This window comes from Corynebacterium bouchesdurhonense (assembly GCF_900078305.2).
Lineage (GTDB): Bacteria > Actinomycetota > Actinomycetes > Mycobacteriales > Mycobacteriaceae > Corynebacterium > Corynebacterium bouchesdurhonense.
Window position 1 is genome coordinate 403,995 of sequence record NZ_LT546028.1, and the last position, 17,895, is coordinate 421,889.

The 17,895-nt window shown below is 69.3% G+C and carries 16 protein-coding genes and 1 pseudogene; 8 read left to right on the forward strand and 9 right to left on the reverse strand.

Annotation, left to right across the window (positions count from 1 at the left end; genetic code table 11):
• Position 1: 1 nt before the first annotated feature.
• Positions 2-1,462: a glycerol kinase GlpK gene (gene glpK, locus BN4252_RS06600; RefSeq protein WP_066527912.1), complete on the reverse strand. Its 1,461-nt coding sequence runs from the start codon at positions 1,460-1,462 to the stop codon at positions 2-4.
• A 316-nt stretch (positions 1,463-1,778) separates the two neighbouring features.
• Between glpK and BN4252_RS06605 the strand changes: the two genes are divergently transcribed.
• Positions 1,779-2,660: a hypothetical protein gene (locus BN4252_RS06605; protein ID WP_066527913.1), complete on the forward strand. Its 882-nt coding sequence runs from the start codon at positions 1,779-1,781 to the stop codon at positions 2,658-2,660.
• A 3-nt stretch (positions 2,661-2,663) separates the two neighbouring features.
• On the opposite strand, the gene BN4252_RS06610 is transcribed toward BN4252_RS06605, so the two are convergent.
• From BN4252_RS06610 to serS, 3 genes are read right to left on the reverse strand one after another with little or no spacing between them, the layout of a single operon-like run.
• The gene (locus tag BN4252_RS06610; protein ID WP_066527915.1) at positions 2,664-3,482 is read right to left on the reverse strand and encodes an HAD family hydrolase; all 819 of its coding nucleotides are present in this window, start codon (positions 3,480-3,482) and stop codon (positions 2,664-2,666) included.
• Positions 3,483-3,487: 5 nt separating this feature from the next.
• Positions 3,488-4,318, reverse strand: a complete 831-nt coding sequence (locus tag BN4252_RS06615; RefSeq protein ID WP_066527916.1) for a lysophospholipid acyltransferase family protein — start codon at positions 4,316-4,318, stop codon at positions 3,488-3,490.
• Complete coding sequence (gene serS / locus BN4252_RS06620; protein ID WP_066527919.1) at positions 4,318-5,571, reverse strand: serine--tRNA ligase; 1,254 nt, start codon at positions 5,569-5,571, stop codon at positions 4,318-4,320. Before serS ends, BN4252_RS06615 begins: the two co-directional genes overlap by 1 nt.
• Before the next feature lie 90 nt (positions 5,572-5,661).
• Between serS and BN4252_RS06625 the strand changes: the two genes are divergently transcribed.
• The 3 genes from BN4252_RS06625 (at position 5,662) to BN4252_RS06635 (ending at position 7,907) form a co-directional block, all read left to right on the forward strand.
• Positions 5,662-6,426, forward strand: a complete 765-nt coding sequence (locus BN4252_RS06625; RefSeq protein WP_066527925.1) for a GntR family transcriptional regulator — start codon at positions 5,662-5,664, stop codon at positions 6,424-6,426.
• Positions 6,427-6,436: 10 nt separating this feature from the next.
• The gene (locus tag BN4252_RS06630; protein ID WP_230208591.1) at positions 6,437-7,399 is read left to right on the forward strand and encodes a septum formation family protein; all 963 of its coding nucleotides are present in this window, start codon (positions 6,437-6,439) and stop codon (positions 7,397-7,399) included.
• A 160-nt stretch (positions 7,400-7,559) separates the two neighbouring features.
• Positions 7,560-7,907 carry a metallopeptidase family protein gene (locus tag BN4252_RS06635; RefSeq protein WP_066529253.1) on the forward strand — a complete coding sequence of 116 codons (348 nt, stop codon included), beginning with the start codon at positions 7,560-7,562 and terminating at the stop codon, positions 7,905-7,907.
• 10 nt (positions 7,908-7,917) lie between these two features.
• Here BN4252_RS06635 and pheA read toward each other — a convergent pair whose 3' ends face one another.
• Positions 7,918-8,775 carry a prephenate dehydratase gene (pheA, locus tag BN4252_RS06640; protein WP_066527931.1) on the reverse strand — a complete coding sequence of 286 codons (858 nt, stop codon included), beginning with the start codon at positions 8,773-8,775 and terminating at the stop codon, positions 7,918-7,920.
• A 22-nt stretch (positions 8,776-8,797) separates the two neighbouring features.
• Here pheA and BN4252_RS06645 point away from each other — a divergent pair, with 22 nt between their 5' ends.
• Positions 8,798-9,496, forward strand: coding sequence for a CPBP family intramembrane glutamic endopeptidase (locus BN4252_RS06645; RefSeq protein WP_066527934.1), 699 nt, complete (start codon positions 8,798-8,800; stop codon positions 9,494-9,496).
• A 567-nt stretch (positions 9,497-10,063) separates the two neighbouring features.
• Positions 10,064-10,963 (forward strand): annotated as a pseudogene (locus tag BN4252_RS11675) (LCP family protein); the annotation flags it as partial.
• Between the two features lie 48 nt (positions 10,964-11,011).
• Here the strand turns inward: BN4252_RS11675 and BN4252_RS06660 are convergent.
• The 3 genes from BN4252_RS06660 to BN4252_RS06670 form a co-directional block, all read right to left on the reverse strand.
• Positions 11,012-12,553: an alanine/glycine:cation symporter family protein gene (locus tag BN4252_RS06660; protein ID WP_066527950.1), complete on the reverse strand. Its 1,542-nt coding sequence runs from the start codon at positions 12,551-12,553 to the stop codon at positions 11,012-11,014.
• A gap of 308 nt (positions 12,554-12,861) precedes the next feature.
• A complete protein-coding gene (locus tag BN4252_RS06665) occupies positions 12,862-13,782 on the reverse strand; it encodes a DUF5926 family protein (RefSeq protein WP_066527953.1) in 921 nt (306 codons plus the stop codon).
• A 31-nt stretch (positions 13,783-13,813) separates the two neighbouring features.
• Positions 13,814-14,557 carry a glycerophosphodiester phosphodiesterase gene (locus tag BN4252_RS06670; protein WP_066527955.1) on the reverse strand — a complete coding sequence of 248 codons (744 nt, stop codon included), beginning with the start codon at positions 14,555-14,557 and terminating at the stop codon, positions 13,814-13,816.
• Between the two features lie 46 nt (positions 14,558-14,603).
• Here BN4252_RS06670 and BN4252_RS06675 point away from each other — a divergent pair, with 46 nt between their 5' ends.
• Entirely contained in the window at positions 14,604-16,529 is a 1,926-nt protein-coding gene (locus BN4252_RS06675) for an alpha/beta-hydrolase family protein (RefSeq protein WP_078056814.1), read from the forward strand.
• 8 nt (positions 16,530-16,537) lie between these two features.
• Here BN4252_RS06675 and msrA read toward each other — a convergent pair whose 3' ends face one another.
• Complete coding sequence (msrA, locus tag BN4252_RS06680) at positions 16,538-17,179, reverse strand: peptide-methionine (S)-S-oxide reductase MsrA (protein WP_187370932.1); 642 nt, start codon at positions 17,177-17,179, stop codon at positions 16,538-16,540.
• A 103-nt stretch (positions 17,180-17,282) separates the two neighbouring features.
• On the opposite strand from msrA, the gene BN4252_RS06685 reads away from it, so the two are divergent.
• A complete protein-coding gene (locus BN4252_RS06685) occupies positions 17,283-17,885 on the forward strand; it encodes a superoxide dismutase (RefSeq protein WP_066527964.1) in 603 nt (200 codons plus the stop codon).
• The last annotated feature ends 10 nt before the right edge of the window (positions 17,886-17,895 follow it).

A 17,895-nucleotide genomic window follows, 5' to 3' on the forward strand; every position in this document is an offset into this window, starting at 1 on the left:
CTTAGGCCTGTTCGAGGGCGCGGGCCACGGCGTCCTCCCACCGCGCGATGAGCCGGTCCCTGTCGGGGCCGGCCATTTTGCTTTGGAAGGTGGTGGTGGCGCCGAGGTCGAGGGGAGCGTCGATAAGCGAAATGCCCATCGCGGCGGCGGAGGCGGCGCCCATCACCGTCGTCTCGATGTTGGCGGGGCGCACCACATCGATGCCCAGGATGTCCGCCTGCATCTGCATCAGCAGGTTGTTGCTGGTCATGCCGCCGTCCACCTTCAGCTGGTTAGGGTCGCCGCCCATCGCGCGCACCACCTCCAGCGTTTGCAGGCACGTGGCCTCGAGTGCCGCGCGGGCGATGTGGCGCCGATCCACAAACCGCGTCAGCCCGCAGATGATGCCGCGCGCGTCCGGGCGCCACCGCGGCGCGAACAGGCCCGAGAACGCCGGGACGATGGTCACCCCGCCCGAATCAGGCACCTGCGCCGCCAGCGATTCCGACTCCTCCGCGGTGCGCAGGATGCCCAGCTGGTCCCGCAGCCACTGGATCAGCGAGCCGCCCACCGCCACCGAGCCCTCCTGCGCGTACACCGGCGCCTCCCCCTCGCGCTGGTACGCCACGGTGGTGAGCATGCCCGTGTCGCTGATCCGCGGGGTGGTGCCCGTGTTGAGCAGCATGAACAGGCCGGTGCCGTACGTCATCTTCGCGTCGTTCTCGCCCAGGCACTGCTGCCCGAACAGCGCCGCCTGCTGGTCCCCCAGCACCCCCGTGATCGGGATGCCGCCGAGGGGTCCGCGGCGCCGGATGCGTCCGAACTCGCCTATCGACGGCCGGATTTCAGGCAGAATCCCCACCGGAACACCGAGCTCCCGGCACAGCTCCTCGTCCCACTCCAGCGTGCGCAGATCCATCAGCAGGGTGCGGCTGGCGTTGGTCACGTCGGTCAGGTGCAGCGCGTTGGCCGGGTCCTTCCCGCCGCCGGTGAGGTTCCAAATCAGCCACGTGTCGATGGTTCCGGCCAAAAGCTCGCCGCGCTCCGCTCGCTCCCGCGCGCCCGCCACGTTGTCCAGGATCCACGCCCACTTCGGCCCGGCCGGGTACGAGTTGTGCAGCAGCCCCGTCCGGTGCAGATACTTCGCCGGGTCCCCGCCGTGGTTGGTGCGGGTGTCCTGCCACACGATGGCGTTGTAGACCGGCTTGCCCGTCCGCTTGTCCCAGATCACCGCGGTCTCGCGCTGGTTGGAGATACCCAGCGCCGCGATGTCCTGCTCGCTGATGTCCTTGTCAGCCAGCGCCGCCACCAGCGCCTTGCGGGTGTTGCGCCAGATCTCCACTGGGTCGTGCTCCACCCAACCCTGCCGGGGCATATGCTGCGCGTGCTCGAACTGGGCCTGGGAGACAACCGCGCCGTCGGCGTCGGTGATGAAGACGCGGGTGGAGGTGGTGCCCTGGTCGATGGCGGCGAGAAGCGGCATGCGGGTGATTCTACGGGCGGGGCGCCGCGGCGCTGAAGGTGGCGCGTGCGGGATTCCCGCTGCGTGCAGGCGGCCTCGCGCTAGTTCGATCGTTGTCTGCTAGTGCCCCGCTAGCAGACAACGCCCATTTCGCCGTTATGTAAAGCTATGACCTGGGCAAACTCTGCGGCGATTTCGTTGCGTGCTAGCAGCTGACGCCCATCGCTAGCAGACATTCCTCCTGCTAGCACACAACCGGTGCCCGATGCCCCGACACAGGCGCCGCGCACCCGCACTCACTCGGCGGCAACTGGCGGGACACGGTACAACTGTCCGCATGGGGGACAATCAAACAAAGCGCGAGGCTGAGCTCGCGCTCATTCGCGACGTTGCGGGGAAATGTAAAACAGCTGTGATCACTGGGCCGGCGGGAGCCAGGTGGCTGGGCCTCTCCACACTCGGGTGGGTCGCCCGGGTCGACCTCGCCTTACCGGGAAACGCGAGGACCTGGGGAAAGGCGTACCCGGACAGGATCTACCGCGGCGGGGTCATCCGCCCCAAGGAATACTGCGTATACCAGGGACTGCGAACCGCCATTGCGGTGAGAACGATATTCGACTCCTACAGGTACTACGGGCGAATGGAGGCCCTGGTGCAGCTCGAGTCCGCCAGGTGGCAGCACCCAAAGCTAACCGCGGGGTACCTGCTGGAGCAGACCGCCCTGTTGCCACAAGCGAAAGGGTTGCGGCAATTCCGGGAACTGATCGGGTTCTCGGGGGATACGTCGGAAAGCGTGCTCGAAACCATCGTTCGCGACAGGCTCCTGCGCGCCATCGCGGACGGCCGACTCCGGGGCGTGCACTCGATCGAGTTCCAGGTGGGTTTCAAGATCGAGGATGCGTATGGAACCCCGACGGTGGCGTGGGCAGATGCGCTCCTCAACGGGTTCATCGTTATCGAGGCGGACGGGGCGGAAAAAACCAGCGGGACAGCTGGTCATGTCGCAAACGCGATAGACGTGGAACGGTTCAGGGAGAAGCAATTGCAGAACCTCGGCGGCGTGTTTTACCGGGCCGGGTGGGAGCAGGCGAGGGGCGACGCGTTTATCGGCCACCTGCAGCGGCTCATCGACGCGCACCCGGGAACCCGACAGATGGCCAACCGGCTCACCGAAACGCGAAGGGAATGGCTCGAAGCCCTCCGGAAGCGTTTCGCCTGAAAGCTAGAACCAGCGCTCGAGAACCACCGCGACGCCGTCCGCGTCGTTGGTGGCCGTGACGTGGTCGGCGGCGTCGAGCAGCACGGGCGATGCGTTGCCCATGGCCACGCCGAGGCCGGCCCAGGCAAGCATCTCCAGGTCATTGGGCATGTCTCCGAACGCGACCACGTCGCCGGCCTCGACCCCGTACCGGGCGGCCAGACGCGACACACCGGCGGCCTTGTTCACGCCTGGCTGGGAGATCTCGATCAGCCCCTCGTCCATGGAGTACGTTACGTGCGCGTCGGCGGGATCCACCACGGGAGCGATCAGGTCGAGCATCTCGGCCGCCATCATGGATTCGCATCTGACCAGCAGTTTCGCAGCCGGAACCGCCACCAACTCCGCTACCTCCACCACGCCGAAGCGCGCGTCCCAGGCGTCCGGGTTGTACTCGGGCGTGACCAGGAAGCACTCCTCCTCGGGGTCGAGCGCGCTCTGGCCCACCCGCTCCACGCCGTAGCCGTGCGGCACGCCGGCCAGCGCGCGATCCACCGACGCCACCACGTCACGCATCGTGTCGGGCGCAAGCTCGAATGCGTGCAGCACGGTGTCGGCCGCCGGGTCGTAGATCACCGCGCCGTTCGCGCACACGCACACCGGCGCGAGCGGCAGCTGATCCAGCACCGGGATCAGCCAGCGGTGCGGCCGCCCGGTGGCCAGGCCGAAGTGGGCCCCCGCGTCCACGGCCCGCAGCACCGCGTCGCGCAGCCGCGCGGTGACCCGGCCCTGCGGGTTGAGGAAGGTGCCGTCGATGTCGCTGACAATCAGTTTGGGGGGCATGTTGCTTATCGACGCTCCCGTTTCCGCGCCGCCCTGGCCTCCTTCTCCAGCCGGTACAGCTCCTCGGCCTCCTCCACGGTGGGCGCCGTCCCGCCCATGGAGCGCGGCAGCCACGCCTCGGCGCCGAAGGGGCCGTGGGCCTGGGCGTATTCGTCCCGGGCTGCGTCGAGAAGCAATTGCATCTGGGCCTTCAGCTCGGCGGTGTCCGCCTCCGCGTCTCCGGTGAGCTGGACCGGCTCGCCGTAGTGGATGATCACGGGCACGTGGTGGAGGCGCTTGGGCAGATCCTTCGTCCACACGCGCTGGGAACCCCACGTGACCATGGGGATCAGGGGTACTTCCGCGGCGTGGGCGATGCGCGCCGCGCCGGTTTTGAAGTGTGCCAACTCGAAGGAGCGGGAGATGGTGCCCTCGGGGAAGATGCCCACGAGGTTGCCGCTGCGCAGCATCGCCACCGCGGTGGAGACGGATGATGCGCCCTTGGAGCGGTCCACCGGCACGTGGTTCATCTTGCGCAGGATCACGCCGAGCACCGGCACCTCGAACACGGATTGCTTGGCCATGAAGCGCACGAGGCGCTTGCCACGGATGTGCGGGCCCACGCCCATCAGTGCGAAGTCCAGGTACCCGGTGTGGTTGCCGGCGATCAGCGCGCCGCCAGTGGCCGGGATGTTCTCCGCGCCGACCACGGTGACGTCGATGCGCAACGCCTGCAGGATGCGCCGGATCGAGGCGATGCTGCGCTGGTAGAAGCGCTCTGCGGCCTCTTCCTGGTTGACGCTGATCTCTTTGAACAGCCGCGGGACGGTGAAGCCGCGGTACCGGCGCGTTTCCATTACGGCGTCAGCACGTCCTTCCCCACCCACGGGCGCAGCGCCTCGGGCACCACCACGGAGCCGTCCGCCTGCTGGTGGTTCTCCAGGATGGCCACCAGCCAGCGGGTGGTGGCCAGCGTGCCGTTGAGGGTGGCCGCGGTCTGGGTCTTGCCGTCCGCGTCGCGGTAGCGGGTGTTCAGGCGGCGGGCCTGGAAGGTGGTGCAGTTCGACGTGGACGTCAGCTCGCGGTAGGTGTTCTGCGACGGCACCCACGCCTCGGTGTCGAATTTGCGGGCGGCGGAGGAGCCGAGGTCGCCCGCCGCCACGTCGATCACGCGGTAGGGCACCTCGACCAGGCCGAGCATCTCGCGCTCGAGGCCGAGGAGCTTCTGGTGCATCTCCTCTGCGTCCTCCGGCTTGCAGTAGGCAAACATTTCCAGTTTGTCGAACTGGTGGACGCGCAGGATGCCCTTCGTGTCCTTGCCATAGGAGCCGGCTTCCCGACGGAAGCAGCTGGACCACCCCGCGTAGAGCAGCGGGCCGTCGCTCAGATCGATGATCTCGTCCCGGTGGTAGCCAGCTAGGGCCACCTCGGAGGTGCCCACGAGGTACAGCTCGTCGCGCTCCAGGTAGTAGATCTCCTCGTCGTGCTGGTCGAGGAACCCGGTGCCGGCCATGATCTCGGGGCGCACCAGCACCGGCGGGATCATCACCTTGAAGCCAGCCTCGCGCGCCTTCTGCGCGGCGAGCATGAGCATGCCCAACTGCATCCAGGCGCCGTCGCCCACGAGGTAGTAGAAGCGCGCGCCGCCGACCTTCGTGCCACGCATCATGTCGATGATGCCCAGCGCCTCACCCAGATCCAGGTGGTCCTTGACCTCGAAGTCGAACTCGGGGATCTCGCCCACGTGCTCGAGCACCACAAAGTCTTCCTCGCCGCCCGCCGGCGCGCCGACGATGGGGTTGGGGATGGCCACCTGCAGGCGGGCAACCTCAGCTTCCGCCTCGGCCTGCTTCGCCTCGGCATCCTTCACGCGGGCCTTGAGCTCGTTTGATCCCTCGAGCAGCGCGGGGCGGTCCTCCGGGGCGGCCTGGCCGATCTTCTTGCCAAAGGCCTTCTGTTCGCCGCGCAGCTCGTCCGCGGCCTGGATAGCCTGGCGGCGCGTCTCGTCCGCGGCCAGTAGCTGGTCCACCAGGGAGGGATCCTCCCCGCGGGCCGCCTGGGAGGCACGGACGACATCCGGGTTTTCGCGAACACTCTTGAGATCAATCACGCCTCATCACTCTACCGGCTGGCCCCACACGGCACATGCCGCATGACTGGTCATAACCAGCAGCGGGCAGGGCGCAGTAAAATCGGGGTCATGATCACCGACGGGATCACCGACGGCCCGCAGCCGAAGCACGCCCAGCTGCGCGAGATCCTCGAGCGCCGCGTCGCGGGCGAGCTGAAGCCAGGGGACCCCCTGCCGGGCGAGCGCGCCCTAGAGGAGGAGTTCGGCGTCTCCCGGATCACGGTGCGGCGCGCCATCGGGGACCTAGTTGCCGCAGGCAAGCTCACGCGTGTGCGCGGCAAGGGCACCTTCGTGGCCCCTCCCCCGCTCGTCGGCGGCATCCACCTGGCCAGCCTCTCAGACGAGATGCGCGGCCACGAGGTAGAGGCCTCCGCCCGAGTGCTCGAGGCAGCGGTGGAACCCGCACCGCCCGCAGCCGCCGCGTTCTTCGGCACGGCGGGCCCACACATCCACCTGCGCCGCCTGCGCCTCGGCGGTGGGGAGCCGTACGGCGTGGATGATGCCTGGTACAACGCCGCCCTGGCCCCCGGCCTGCTGGAGCGCGACCTGGAGCACTCGGTGTACCGGGTGCTGGAGGAGGCGTACGGGGTGGTCGTTGCCCAAGCCGAGCAGACGGTGGCGGCGCTTGCCGCCTGTCCAGAGGAGGCCGAGCTGCTGCTGGTCGAGCCCGGCGCGCCGCTGCTGCAGGTGGTGCGCCTAGCCAGCACGGCCGGCACGGCCGGCACTGCCGGCACGGCCAGCGCAACGCCAGCCGCCCCGGTGGAGTACTGCACCTCCCTCTACCGCACGGACCGCTACCGCCTGCGGGGCCGGGTGTCGCGCGAGGCGGGGTAATCTGTCCCGCATGGCAGCCCCCGCAGCACCCGCAGCCCCCGACGAGCCCGCAGCGCCCCCAGCACCCGCGGCGACCCAGGCCGCGCCGCGCCCGAAGGCGGTGGCCCGGCACACCGCGACGCGCGCCATGCTGATCGCGGCGCTCGCCGGTGCGGTGGGCGCGGGGTCGTACGGCCTGGTGGCCGGGGACGCGGGCGGGGATACCGAGTCGGCCGCAGAAACCCAGACGGTTGAGAAGGCCCCCTCCTTCACCACGGCGGATCAGGGCTCGTGTCTGACCTGGCAGGTGGCGGAGGACGGCACGATCTCGAGCTTCGAGCAGGCGGATTGCGCCGCGCCCCACCGCTTCGAGGTGAGCCTGCGCGAGGACCTGGGCACCTACCCCACCTCGGAGTTCGGGCCGGACGCGCCGATGCCCAACCAGACTAGGCAGGCGCAGCTGCGCGAGGAGTTGTGCGGCGCGGGCACGGTGCGCTACCTGGGCGGGAAGTATGACCCCAACGGCCGCTACTCCATCGCGCCCATCCTGCCGCCGGCGAGCGCGTGGGCAGACGGGGACCGCACCATGCTGTGCGGCCTGCAGGAGACGGACCGCGCGGGAGAGCCGGTCCTGACCACGGGCAAGGTGGCGGACCAGGACCAGGCGCGGCTGTTCGATCCGGGCCAGTGCCTGGCGGTGGACAGCGCCAACTCCCTCTCCCCCACGGATTGCGGCCAGCCGCACCAGATGGAGGTGACGGCGCAGGTGGATCTCGCGCCGGTGTTCGCCGACCACACGCCGAGCGTGGAGGAGCAGGACGGCTACCTTGGCAACGTGTGCACCACCGCCGCGCAGGAGTACCTCGGCGGGGAGGAGAACCTGTACCGCATCGCGCTGCAGCCGTTCTGGACCACGCCCGGCTCTTATACACATCTGACGCCGCCGGCGACCTTACGCGCTGAGGATGCCGCCGTTTCCCTCGTCTGTTACTAACTCAGCAACCACTCACACTTTCCTGCGCCTACCGCTGATCCAGTAGTCCGCCTCCTCGCACTCTGCGCAAGTGAGCATCAGCGGTAGATAACGCCCAGCCCCCGCCCCGACCGCCGGCCGCTGCGCCCGGCGCCGTAGCGAAAGGCGGGTTCGAGCGATGATGTCGCCGGTGAGCCAGGAAACCTTCGAGGGCATGATCAACGACGCCCTCGACCTCATCCCCGACGAATTCGCGCGCCACATGACCAACGTGGTGATCCTCGCGCGCGACTTCAACGAGGACAACCCCTCCCTGCTCGGTCTGTTCCAGGGCGTGCCCCTGCCGGAGCAGCACGCCAACCACACCGGCTTCCTGCCCGACGCGGTGTTCATATATAAGGACGCGCTCGAGGCGATGTGCGCGGACGAGGAGGAGCTGCGCGAGGAGGTGGCCGTCACCGTCCTGCACGAGGTGGGCCACTACTTCGGGCTGGAGGAGCACGAGCTGCACGAGCTCGGCTGGGGCTAGCTAGTTCGGGCTAATCCAGGCGGGAGGCGCGCGGCCAGGAGCCGAGGAAGCGGTACCAGCTGGCACGCCCGCGCACGGCGTCGAGGGCGTCCGCCACCGATCCGGTGCCGGTGCCAGCGCCTGGGCCCGCGCCGGAGACGTGGCCGGCCAGGTCCACGAAGAAGTTGTAGGTGTTCGGCTCCCGGCGCGTGGGGCGGGACTCGATGCGCGTCATGTTCACCCCGCGCTCGGCGAACTCCTGCAGGATGGCCACCAGCGCGCCCGGCTCGTTCGGGGTTTGGAAGACCACGGAGGTGCGGTCGTCGCCCGTCGGGGCCGGCGGCGTGCCTTCCGGGCCCACGAGGACGAACCGGGTGCGTGCGGTGTCCACATCGGCGACGCCGGTGGCGTGGACTTCGAGGCCGAACAGCTCGGCGGCACGCAGCGGGGCCGCGGCCACGTCCGCCTCGCCGGCGGCCACCATCTGCGCCGCCGCCGCGTTCGAGGGGGCGGGCACGAACCTTACGCCTGGGGTGCGCTCCGCCATCCACCCCTTGACTTGCTGGAAGGCTACGGGGTGGGTGGCGAGTGTGGTTGCGTCGCCAAGCGAAAAGCCCCGCCGCGTCATGACGGCGAACGCGATTGCCAGCTCTGTCTCGGCGAAGATCTGCGCGCCGGGCGCAACAAGCGCGTCGGAGGTGGAGGTCACCGCCCCGTCCACGGAGTTCTCGATGGCCACCGCGGCCACGTCCGCGCTACCGCCGCGCACCGCCGCGAGCGCCGCCGCGGGCGAATCCACGGGCACGTACTCCGCCCCCGGCAGGGCGAAGCGGCGGGCGGCCTCCTCGGTGAACGTGCCGGCGGGGCCCAGGTAGGCGATGCGTGTCATGCGTTCACGGTAGCGTTACCGCATGCGCCGCCGCCAGATTACCGAGATCCTGCTGGTCCTCGCTGTCACCTTCGGCACCTCCGGCATCCGCGCCGCGCTGCGCCTGGTGGACTCGCTGCAGCGCGCGCCGCTGAACACGCAGAGCACAACGCTTGTCGACGCACAGTCCCAAACGCACTGGCTCGACCTCGCGCTGCAGGCCACCTCCGCGCTCACCCTCTTCGCCTGGGGCGGGCTGGCCTGGTACCTCCTGGGCGAGCGGTGGCGCGGGCCGCGGTGGAGCGACCTGGCCCGCGGCGCAGGCTTCGCCGCCCTGATCGGCCTGCCTGGGCTGGCGTTCTACGTCGCGGCGGTGCACCTGGGCCTGTCCAAGGTGGTGGTGCCGGCGACCAGCGCCGTGCAGATCCCCACTTCCCTGCTGTGGGCGCTGGCTAACGGCTTCGGCGAGGAGCTGGTGGTGGTGGCCTACCTGTGCACCCGGCTGCGGCAGCTGGGGTGGAAGCCGTGGCAGTTCATCGCGGCGTCGGCGGTCCTGCGCGGCTCCTACCACCTGTACCAGGGCGTCTCGGCGGGTGTGGGCAACATCGTGATGGGCGTTGTCTTCGCCTACTACTTCTACCGAACCGGCAGGGTGTGGCCGCTGGTGCTGGCGCACTTCCTCATCGACGCGGTGGCCTACATCGCCTACCCGCTGCTGGACCTCTCCTGGCTGGGGATCTAGCGCCCGAGGTTTACACTGTCCCCCATGCCAACCACGCCGCACTCCAACGACCCCCGGGACAACCTGGGGGATTACGTGCTGGGCAAGGACGGAAAACCGCTGGTGGACCGCTACGGCCGGCCGGTGCACCGCCGCGCCCCCGCGCAGCAGGGCGGGTACCAGCCCCGGCGCACGCCGCACCAGCAGCGCCAAGAGGAGCAGCGCCGCCAGCAGCCGACGCAGCGGCCCGCGCAGCGGCAGCAGTACCAGCAGCCGCAGCCCCAGCGGCAGTACCGACCGCCGGCGCAGCGTCCCGCGCAGCCGCAGCAGTACCAGCAGCCGCAGCAGTACCAGCAGCCGCAGTACCAGCAGCCGCCGATGCAGGTGCGGGCGCGGCGGGGGGCGGGGGGGGGGGGGGGGGGGGGAGCCCCCCCCCCCCCCCCCCCCCCCCCGCCCCCCCCCCCCCCCGCGCCCCCGGGCCCGGCGGCGCCGGTCGCGGGCACCGAGCGCAGCGGGTGAGGTCGGAGGTGTATAAGAGCGTGTATAAGAGACAGGGTGCGGGCGCGGCGGGGTGCGGGGGCAGGGGGGCGTCGACAAGCAAAAGCCCCAGGCTGCGCCGCGGTGCTGATCACCCTGCTTGTGCTTTCGGTCGCGGCGGCGCTGTTCACGGACACCCGCCTGACGCGCGTGCAGGCGATGCCCGCGGAGCAAATCGCGCAGACTTCCGGCACGAACTGGCTGCTGGTCGGCTCGGACTCGCGCACCGGTCTGACGCAGGAGGAGATCGACCGCCTCGGCACGGGCGGGGACATCGGCTCCACCCGCACCGACACGATCATGCTGCTGCACCTGCCGCGCAAGGGCAAGGCCACCCTGATGTCCATCCCGCGCGACTCGTACGTTGCCGTGCCGGGCGTGGGCTACGAGAAGATCAACGCCGCCTTCACGTACGGCGGGCCGCCCCTGTTGGTGCAGACGGTGGAGAACGCGACCGGCCTGCACATTGACCGCTACGCGGAGATCGGCATGGGCGGGCTCGCAAGCGCGGTAGATGCCGTGGGCGGCGTGGAGATCTGCGTGGCGGAGGCCATCGATGACCCGCTGGCCAACCTCAACGTGCAGCCCGGCTGCCAGGTGATGGACGGCGCAACGGGCCTCGGATACGTGCGCACGCGCGCCACCGCCCAGGGCGACCTGGACCGCGTGCAGCGCCAGCGCGAGTTCCTCAGCGCGCTGATGGGCAAGGTCACCTCTCCGTCAACGCTGCTCAACCCGTTCAAGCTGGTCCCGCTCGCATGGACGGTGCCCACCCTGTTCGTGGTCGGGCACCGGGACCACATCTGGAACCTCGCCCGCATCCCGCTCGCGCTGCGCGGCGGGATGGACACCGTGACCGTCCCCGTGGGCGAGTTCGTGGACACGGAGGTGGGCAACGTGGTGGTCTGGGACGACGCCGCGGCGGAAGCGCTCTTCGCCTCCCTGCGGTAGGGGTTTTCTCCCTCCGCCTCCCGCGCCGCCCGCCCGCGCCTCCCGGGCTTATCGGATGATCGCGGTGCCCTCCACACCCGGCCACGTGCCGTCCTCGATCATGCGGTGCTTGCGCTCCACCCAGAAGTCGGCGTTCTTGATGCCTAGGGCCTCCGGGTCGAACTGCGGGTCCCACCCGGCCTTCTTCTGCCGGCGGTAGTCCCACAGGCACTTCATGGCGGGGACCTGCAGTACCAGGATGGCCAGGATGTTCAGCCACGCGGTGGTGCCCACGCCGATGTCGCCCAGCGCCCAGGCGGTGCCCGGGGTGGTGGTCGCGCCGATCACCACGGAGACGATGATCAGGCCGCGCAGCACCCACTTGATCACCTGGCGGGCGGCGTCGTTACGCACCCAGCGCATGAGGAAGGCGTAGTTCACCTCGGCCATGTAGTAGTAGGCCAGCACGGTGGTGAAGGCGAAGAACATGATGGCCAGGGCCACGAAGGACGGGCCGACGCCGCTGGCGAAGGAGTCGAGCGCGGACTGGACGAAGCCGGGGCCGACCGCCACGCCGTCGGGCAGCGAGCCGGCGTAGCGCACCGCCCCGTCCTCGGACTGGCCGTCGAAGACCTTGTACATGTCCGTGGACAGGATGATGAAGGCGGTGGCGGTGCAGACGAAGAGGGTGTCCACGTACACGGCGAAGGACTGCACAAAGCCCTGCTTGGCCGGGTGGGACACCTCTGCCGCGGCGGCGGACTGCGGGCCGGTGCCCTGGCCCGCCTCGTTGGAGTAGATGCCGCGCTTGACACCCCACATGATGGCCGCGCCGAGCATGCCGGAGAACGCCGCCTCCTTGTCAAAGGCGGAGCGGAAGATCATGGCGAACACGTCCGGCACCTCGGAGGCGTTGGCCACCATGATCACAATGGCCATGATGATGTAGATCACCGCCATGAACGGCACCACCAGGGAGGCGAAGTTGGCAATGCGCTTTACCCCGCCGATGATGATAAAGGCAAGCAGCAGCGCCATCACCGCCGCGGAGACCCAGGTGGACACGCCCCAGGCGTTCTCCACGGCGGCGGCCACGCCGTTGGCCTGGATGCCGGGCAGGAAGTAGGACGTGGCAAGGATCATGCAGATGGCAAAGAAGATGGCGTAGCCCAGCGCGAACGGGCGCGCCGCGGTGTGGCGGTACGCCTTCTCAATGTAGTAGGCAGGCCCGCCGCGGTACTCGCCCGTGTCCTGGTCGCGCTCCTTATATATCTGCGCCAAGCAGCACTCCACGTACGAGGTGGCGGAACCGAGGAACGCCACGATCCACATCCAGAACACCGCGCCCGGCCCGCCGAAGGCGATCGCGGTGGCCACGCCGGCGATGTTGCCCACGCCCACCCGCCCCGCAAGGGAGATCATCAGGGACTGGAAGGAGGAGATGCCGGCCTCTGAGCTCTCCCCCTCGCGCAGCTGCTTGAGCATGTCCGGAATGCACCGCACCTGCATGAACAGGGTCGCGGCGGTGAAGTACACGCCCGCGCCGAGGCACAGGTACACCAGCCACTGGGACCAGATGATGCCGTTGAGGGTGTCAAGGAATGCTGCCACCGGAACTCCTTCGGAAGGTGAGTAATTTACCAGGAAATGTAAACCATTCACCTTGCGCTGCGGGCCGTTTTCGGGGCTTTTGCTTGTCGACGCCCCCCCTCTAACCACATCCTTCCCGCCCGCCGAGAACCGGCGGCCGAGGGCCGGGCGCCGTGGCGGCGGAGACCAAGGAGACAAACAGGCATATTCGGTTGCGCCCCGGCAAGGGTCAAACCGGCATATCCCCAGGTCAGATTTTCCCGGGAGGCAATATGCCTGTTTGGAATATGCCTGTTTGCGCCAATATGCTTGTTTGTGCCGCTACGCCCCTAGATCGTGACCTGCCGCGACTTGATGTTGTCCAGCTGCTTGCGCTCCTCGGCGTTCAGCTGCGCGGCGTTGCCGTACTCGGCTTCGATGCTGGCGTTCAGGGAGCTCAGCGCCGCGGCGTAGCTCTGGGCGTCCACGGCCGGGTCCAGGTCCCACACGGGGACCACCACGCCGTGGGTGCGGAATGCCCCGGCGAACTTGGTGCCCTCGCCCAGGGTGAGCTCGCCGCGGGCCGCGATGCGCGCCAGGGCCGAGAGCATCTGGTTCTCGTTCTCCTCCGGGCGCACCCAGCGGATGTGGGCCTTGCCGCCGCCCGGGTTCACCCACCACACCGAGCCCGGCGCGTCCACCTTCACCTGGGTGGACGGCATCACCGCCTCGTTCGCGCGGCCGAGCGCCTGGCGCACCTCGGGCGGCAGCTGGGCGCCCTCGGCGAACCACCAGTTGAAGTCGCTGTGCTCGTGGATGGTGAGCTGGGCGGTTGCGTCGATAAGCGAGGAAAGCTCCGGCTGGGTACCGTCCGCGGCCGTAGACTGCAGGCTCTCGCCCGGCTCCGCACCGGCCGCCCAGGCAAGGGCGTAGGCGAGGTCCCGGCCGGGGTTCTGCGAGTGTGAGCCGACCTGGAGAGCCACGAAGCGCTCGCCGCCGTCCTCGGCGGGGCGCACCATGGCGGCGCCGGCGCCCGGCAGCACGGTGACCAGGTTCACCGGCACGCCGCCCACCTCGAGCTGCGCCACGGCGGAGGGCACGAACTCCTGCAGCGCGATCAGGTCCGCCTCCATGGCCAGCCCGCCGAAGGGGCGCGGGTCCTTGGCCAGCGCCTCGCGCTCGGCGGCGCGGGCGGCGAGCTTGGCCTGACGGCGGCTCATGCCCTCGGGCAGGTCAGCGGTGTCGTTCTTCTTGCGGTTCTTCTTTGCCATGGCGCCAAAGTCTACGGCACCGCCCGCCCCCTCAGTCCGCGGCGAGAGTCTCAGGCGCCAGGGTCTCCAGCGCCAGCTCGGGCAGGTCCGTGACCATTACGTCCACGCCGCGGTCCGCGCACCACCGCATCTCCCGCGGGGTGTTCACGGTCCACGTGTACGTCTTCAGCCCCCGGTAGCCCAAAAGCTCCGGCTTCGCCTGCAGGTGCCCCAGGGACGGCCCCACGCCAACGGGCCGCGAGAACATCCGGTTGGTGGGGTTGAACCGCAGCTCGCGCAGCCGGAACAAATAAAAGGTCTCCAGCTCTGGGGCGAACTGCGTGAAGTAGCGCACTGCCTTGTGGGAGAAGGACACCACGTGCACGCGCTCCGCGTCCCACAGGTGGTTGTAGCGCAGCACGCGCAGCGTCTGCTCGTCCACCTCCGGGCCGTACACCGTGGGGTGCTTCGTCTCGATGTAGATGTGCTTGTCGGGGTAGTCCTGCATGAGTTCAAGGAGTTCGTCGAGAAGCAAAATGCGCTGCGGATCCTCTTCAGTGCCCGCGTTGAGCTCCCGCAGCTGAGCCCAGTCCATGCGCGAGACCGTGCCGTGGCCGTTCGTGGTCCGGTTCACGGCCGCGTCGTGGAAAACCACTAGCTTCTGGTCCCGGGTCAGCCGCACGTCGCACTCGACGCCGTGGATCGGCAGCTTCAGCGCCTCCTCGAACGCCCTCCTGGTCAGCTCCGGGTACACGCCCGAGTAGCCGCGATGCGCCACAATCTTCGTTCCGCTCACCCTTGCCAGGTTAGGCCCGCCGCGCGCGTGAGCGAGTTTTGGGACAATGAGCTTCGTGCTTTTCGACGCCCCCTTCACCACCTCGTCCCGCCGCCCCGCACTACGCGACGCCATCAACGCCGTCGACCGCGCGCGCCGGCGCTACTCCGTGAGCCGCGACGGCATCCTCGCCGCCCCCGTGGCCGCGCTGCAGGTCTTCGCGGACCTCACCCCGGCGCTCCGCCTGCGCGGCCTCCAGCGCCTGCCGCAGAGCTTCCGCGCGGGCGCGCTCGGCGCCGAGGTGGCCACCTGGGGCGCGGTCTCGCCCTCCCTGCTGCCCCACAACTGGTGGACCACCACCGCAAACGTGGCGGTACTCCAGGGCATCGGGCACGGCATCGCCACCGCCGTGGCCCAGGTGCTGCGCCCCGCCGGCGTGGGCCGGCGCGGACCGCTGCCCACGCCCGTGCGCGTGGCCATGAGCGGGGTGACCGTGACCGTCTACGGCCTTTCCATGCACCGCAGCAGCAAGCAGGAAAAGTTGGTGGAGGTGGAGGGCGAGAGCCGCGGCAGCCTCGAGACCATCGTCGGACTCACCCTCGGCACCGTGGGCTACGGCTCGCTGCTGGCGCTGGGCGAGGTGATCCAGACCTTCATCGACGCGCTCAATACGCTGCTGGGGCGCCGCCTACCGCCCGTCACCTCCTGGCCGCTGGCCGTGCTCGGCGGCGCCGGCTTCATCTTCCTCTTCGCGGACCGGTTGGTCATCCGCCAGGGCTTCTCCCGCATCTCGCGCCAGGCCCAGGAGCTGGACCGGGCGTTCATGCGCGGTGCCCAGCGCCCAACCGAGCCCGAGCGCTCCGGCTCCCCCGCCTCCACCGTGGCGTGGGACTCGCTCGGGCGCCAGGGCCGCGCGCTGGTGGCGGGCGGGCCCCGCAAGCGCGACATCGAGCGCGTCCTCGGCACGGGCGAGGCGAAGGAGCCCATCCGCATCTTCATCGGTTTGCACGACCTTGACGCGGAGGCCGCACCGGACTTCGAGGCGATGGCGCAGGAGGCGGTGGCGGAGATGCACCGCACCGGCGCGTTCGAGCGCCGCCACATCGCCGTGATGTCCGCCGCCGGCACCGGCTGGATCAATGACTTCCACACCTCCGGGCTGGAGTTTGTCACCCGCGGAGACTGCGCCATCGTGGCCGTGCAGTACTCCTTCCTGCCGTCGGCCTACTCCTACGTGGCGGACCACGAGTCCCCCGTGCGCTCCTCGCGCGCCCTCGTGGAGGCGATCCGCGCCGAGATGGCCAAGCTGGACGCGGGTGCCGCGCCCAAGCTGTACGTGGGCGGCGAATCCCTGGGGGCCTACGGCGTCTCCGATGTTTTCGAGAGCGTGGACGAGTTTCTGAGCGACACCTGCGGCGGCGTCTTCACCGGCGTGCCTGGCTTCGCCCGCAACCACAGCGCACTCACCCGCGCGCGCGAGGAGGGCTCCCCGCAGCGTCTCCCGCTTGTCGACGGCGGCCGCCACGCCCGCTTCGTCGCCCACCCCGACCACCTCGAGCACGACTACCAGGGCAACCCCTACGCCCGCACGTGGGAGGAGCCGCGCTACGTCTTCGCCCAGCACGCCTCCGACCCGGTGGTGTGGTGGGAACCGAGCTTGATCTGGCGCGCCCCGGACTGGCTGAAGGAGCCGGGCTCGCGCGACCGCCCCGCCCCGCGCGCCCAGCGCCTCGACGTGCTCAACTCCCTGCGCTGGATGCCCGTGGTGACCTGGTGGCAGGTGGCGATTGACCAGCTGGTGTCCAAGAACGTGCCCTCGCCTCACGGGCACAACTACCACGACGAGACAGTGGCGTACTGGAACGCCGTGGTTCACGGCGAGGGCGCGGGCCTGAGCCGCGGCGAGATCGAGCGCGCCGCCGAGTGGATCCACAACGACGCCACCAAGCTGCGCAAACCCTCCGGCGGCTTCCCCTCAAAGTACGGGTACTAAAGCGGGACTTAGATCCCGCAGGCCACGCCGGTGGAGTGGTGCGGGCAGTACCCGTTCGGCACCTTGTGCAGGTACTGCTGGTGCTCGTCCTCGGCGAGGTAATAGTCCGCGCCCGCGCGGACCTCGGTGGTGATGTCCCCGTATCCGGCACTGGCCAGGGACTGCTCGTACTCCCCGATCCACCGGCGGATCTGCTCGGCTTCCTCCTCCGTGTCGGTGAAGAAGGCGGAGCGGTACTGCGTGCCCACGTCGTTGCCCTGGCGGTAGCCCTGGGTCGGGTCGTGCGCCTCGAGCGCCGTGCGCACGATCTCCTTCAGCTCCAGCTTCGCCGGGTCATAAACCACCTCCACCAGCTCCACGTGGTTGGTCTGCCCGGTACACACCTCGCGGTACGTGGGGTTTTCGGTCACGCCCCCGCCGTAGCCCACGGAGGTGGAGTCCACGCCCTCGAGCTCCCAGAACATCTTCTCCGCGCCCCAGAAGCAGCCGATGCCCACCAGGATGCGGCGCTGCTCCGGCTTCCACGGTCCCGTGATCGGGGTGCCCAGCACGGCGTGCGGGCCCGGGTTGGCCAAGATCGGCTCGCTGCGGCCCGGCAGGGCCTGCTCCGGGGCGACAAGCTTCGGTTCAGGGGCAAAAAGGAATCCCATACCCGCCATAACGCCCCAGGCAGCCCGCCTGTTCCCCCCGGGCCGCGCAAAAGTGTCTACCATGGGGCCCGTCAACCGAACGCAAGCGAAAGGACTTACCACCATGGCTGTTTACGAGCTTCCGGAACTCCCCTACGCGTACGACGCGCTTGAGCCGCACATCTCCGCGGAGATTATGCAGCTGCACCACGACAAGCACCACGCAACCTACGTTGCCGGCGCCAACGCCGCGCTCGACGCCCTCGAGGCAGAGCGCAACGGCGAGGCCAACCCGGACCGCCTGCGCGCGCTGTCTAAGAACCTCGCGTTCAACCTGGGTGGCCACACCAACCACTCCATCTTCTGGAAGAACATGGCACCAAACGCCGGCGGCAACCCCACCGGTGAGATCGCCGAGGCCATCGACCGCGACTTCGGCTCCTTCGAGGCCTTTAAGAAGCAGTTCTCCGGCGTGGCCACCGGCCTGCAGGGCTCCGGCTGGGCCGTGCTCGGCTACGACCACATCGCTGGCCGCCTGATTATCCAGCAGCTGACTGACCAGCAGGGCAACGTCTCCGTGGACTTCACCCCGGTGCTCATGCTCGACATGTGGGAGCACGCCTTCTACCTCCAGTACAAGAACGTCAAGGCCGACTACGTCGAGGCTTGGTGGAACGTTGTGAACTGGGCCGACGTGAACGAGCGCTACGCAAAGGCCGCCGCCTAAGCGCTCTCAG

Bases quoted from the DNA above. Each gene is read 5' to 3' on its own strand.
- BN4252_RS06635 (WP_066529253.1), top strand. From the start codon at position 7,560: ATGTCGCCGGTGAGCCAGGAAACCTTCGAGGGCATGATCAACGACGCC.
- BN4252_RS06615 (WP_066527916.1), bottom strand. From the start codon at position 4,318: ATGGAAACGCGCCGGTACCGCGGCTTCACCGTCCCGCGGCTGTTCAAA.
- pheA (WP_066527931.1), bottom strand. From the start codon at position 8,775: ATGACACGCATCGCCTACCTGGGCCCCGCCGGCACGTTCACCGAGGAG.
- BN4252_RS06675 (WP_078056814.1), top strand. From the start codon at position 14,604: ATGAGCTTCGTGCTTTTCGACGCCCCCTTCACCACCTCGTCCCGCCGC.
- BN4252_RS06605 (WP_066527913.1), top strand. From the start codon at position 1,779: ATGGGGGACAATCAAACAAAGCGCGAGGCTGAGCTCGCGCTCATTCGC.
- BN4252_RS06630 (WP_230208591.1), top strand. From the start codon at position 6,437: ATGGCAGCCCCCGCAGCACCCGCAGCCCCCGACGAGCCCGCAGCGCCC.
- glpK (WP_066527912.1), bottom strand. From the start codon at position 1,462: ATGCCGCTTCTCGCCGCCATCGACCAGGGCACCACCTCCACCCGCGTC.
- BN4252_RS06625 (WP_066527925.1), top strand. From the start codon at position 5,662: ATGATCACCGACGGGATCACCGACGGCCCGCAGCCGAAGCACGCCCAG.
- msrA (WP_187370932.1), bottom strand. From the start codon at position 17,179: ATGGGATTCCTTTTTGCCCCTGAACCGAAGCTTGTCGCCCCGGAGCAG.
- BN4252_RS06665 (WP_066527953.1), bottom strand. From the start codon at position 13,782: ATGGCAAAGAAGAACCGCAAGAAGAACGACACCGCTGACCTGCCCGAG.
- BN4252_RS06610 (WP_066527915.1), bottom strand. From the start codon at position 3,482: ATGCCCCCCAAACTGATTGTCAGCGACATCGACGGCACCTTCCTCAAC.
- BN4252_RS06645 (WP_066527934.1), top strand. From the start codon at position 8,798: ATGCGCCGCCGCCAGATTACCGAGATCCTGCTGGTCCTCGCTGTCACC.
- BN4252_RS06685 (WP_066527964.1), top strand. From the start codon at position 17,283: ATGGCTGTTTACGAGCTTCCGGAACTCCCCTACGCGTACGACGCGCTT.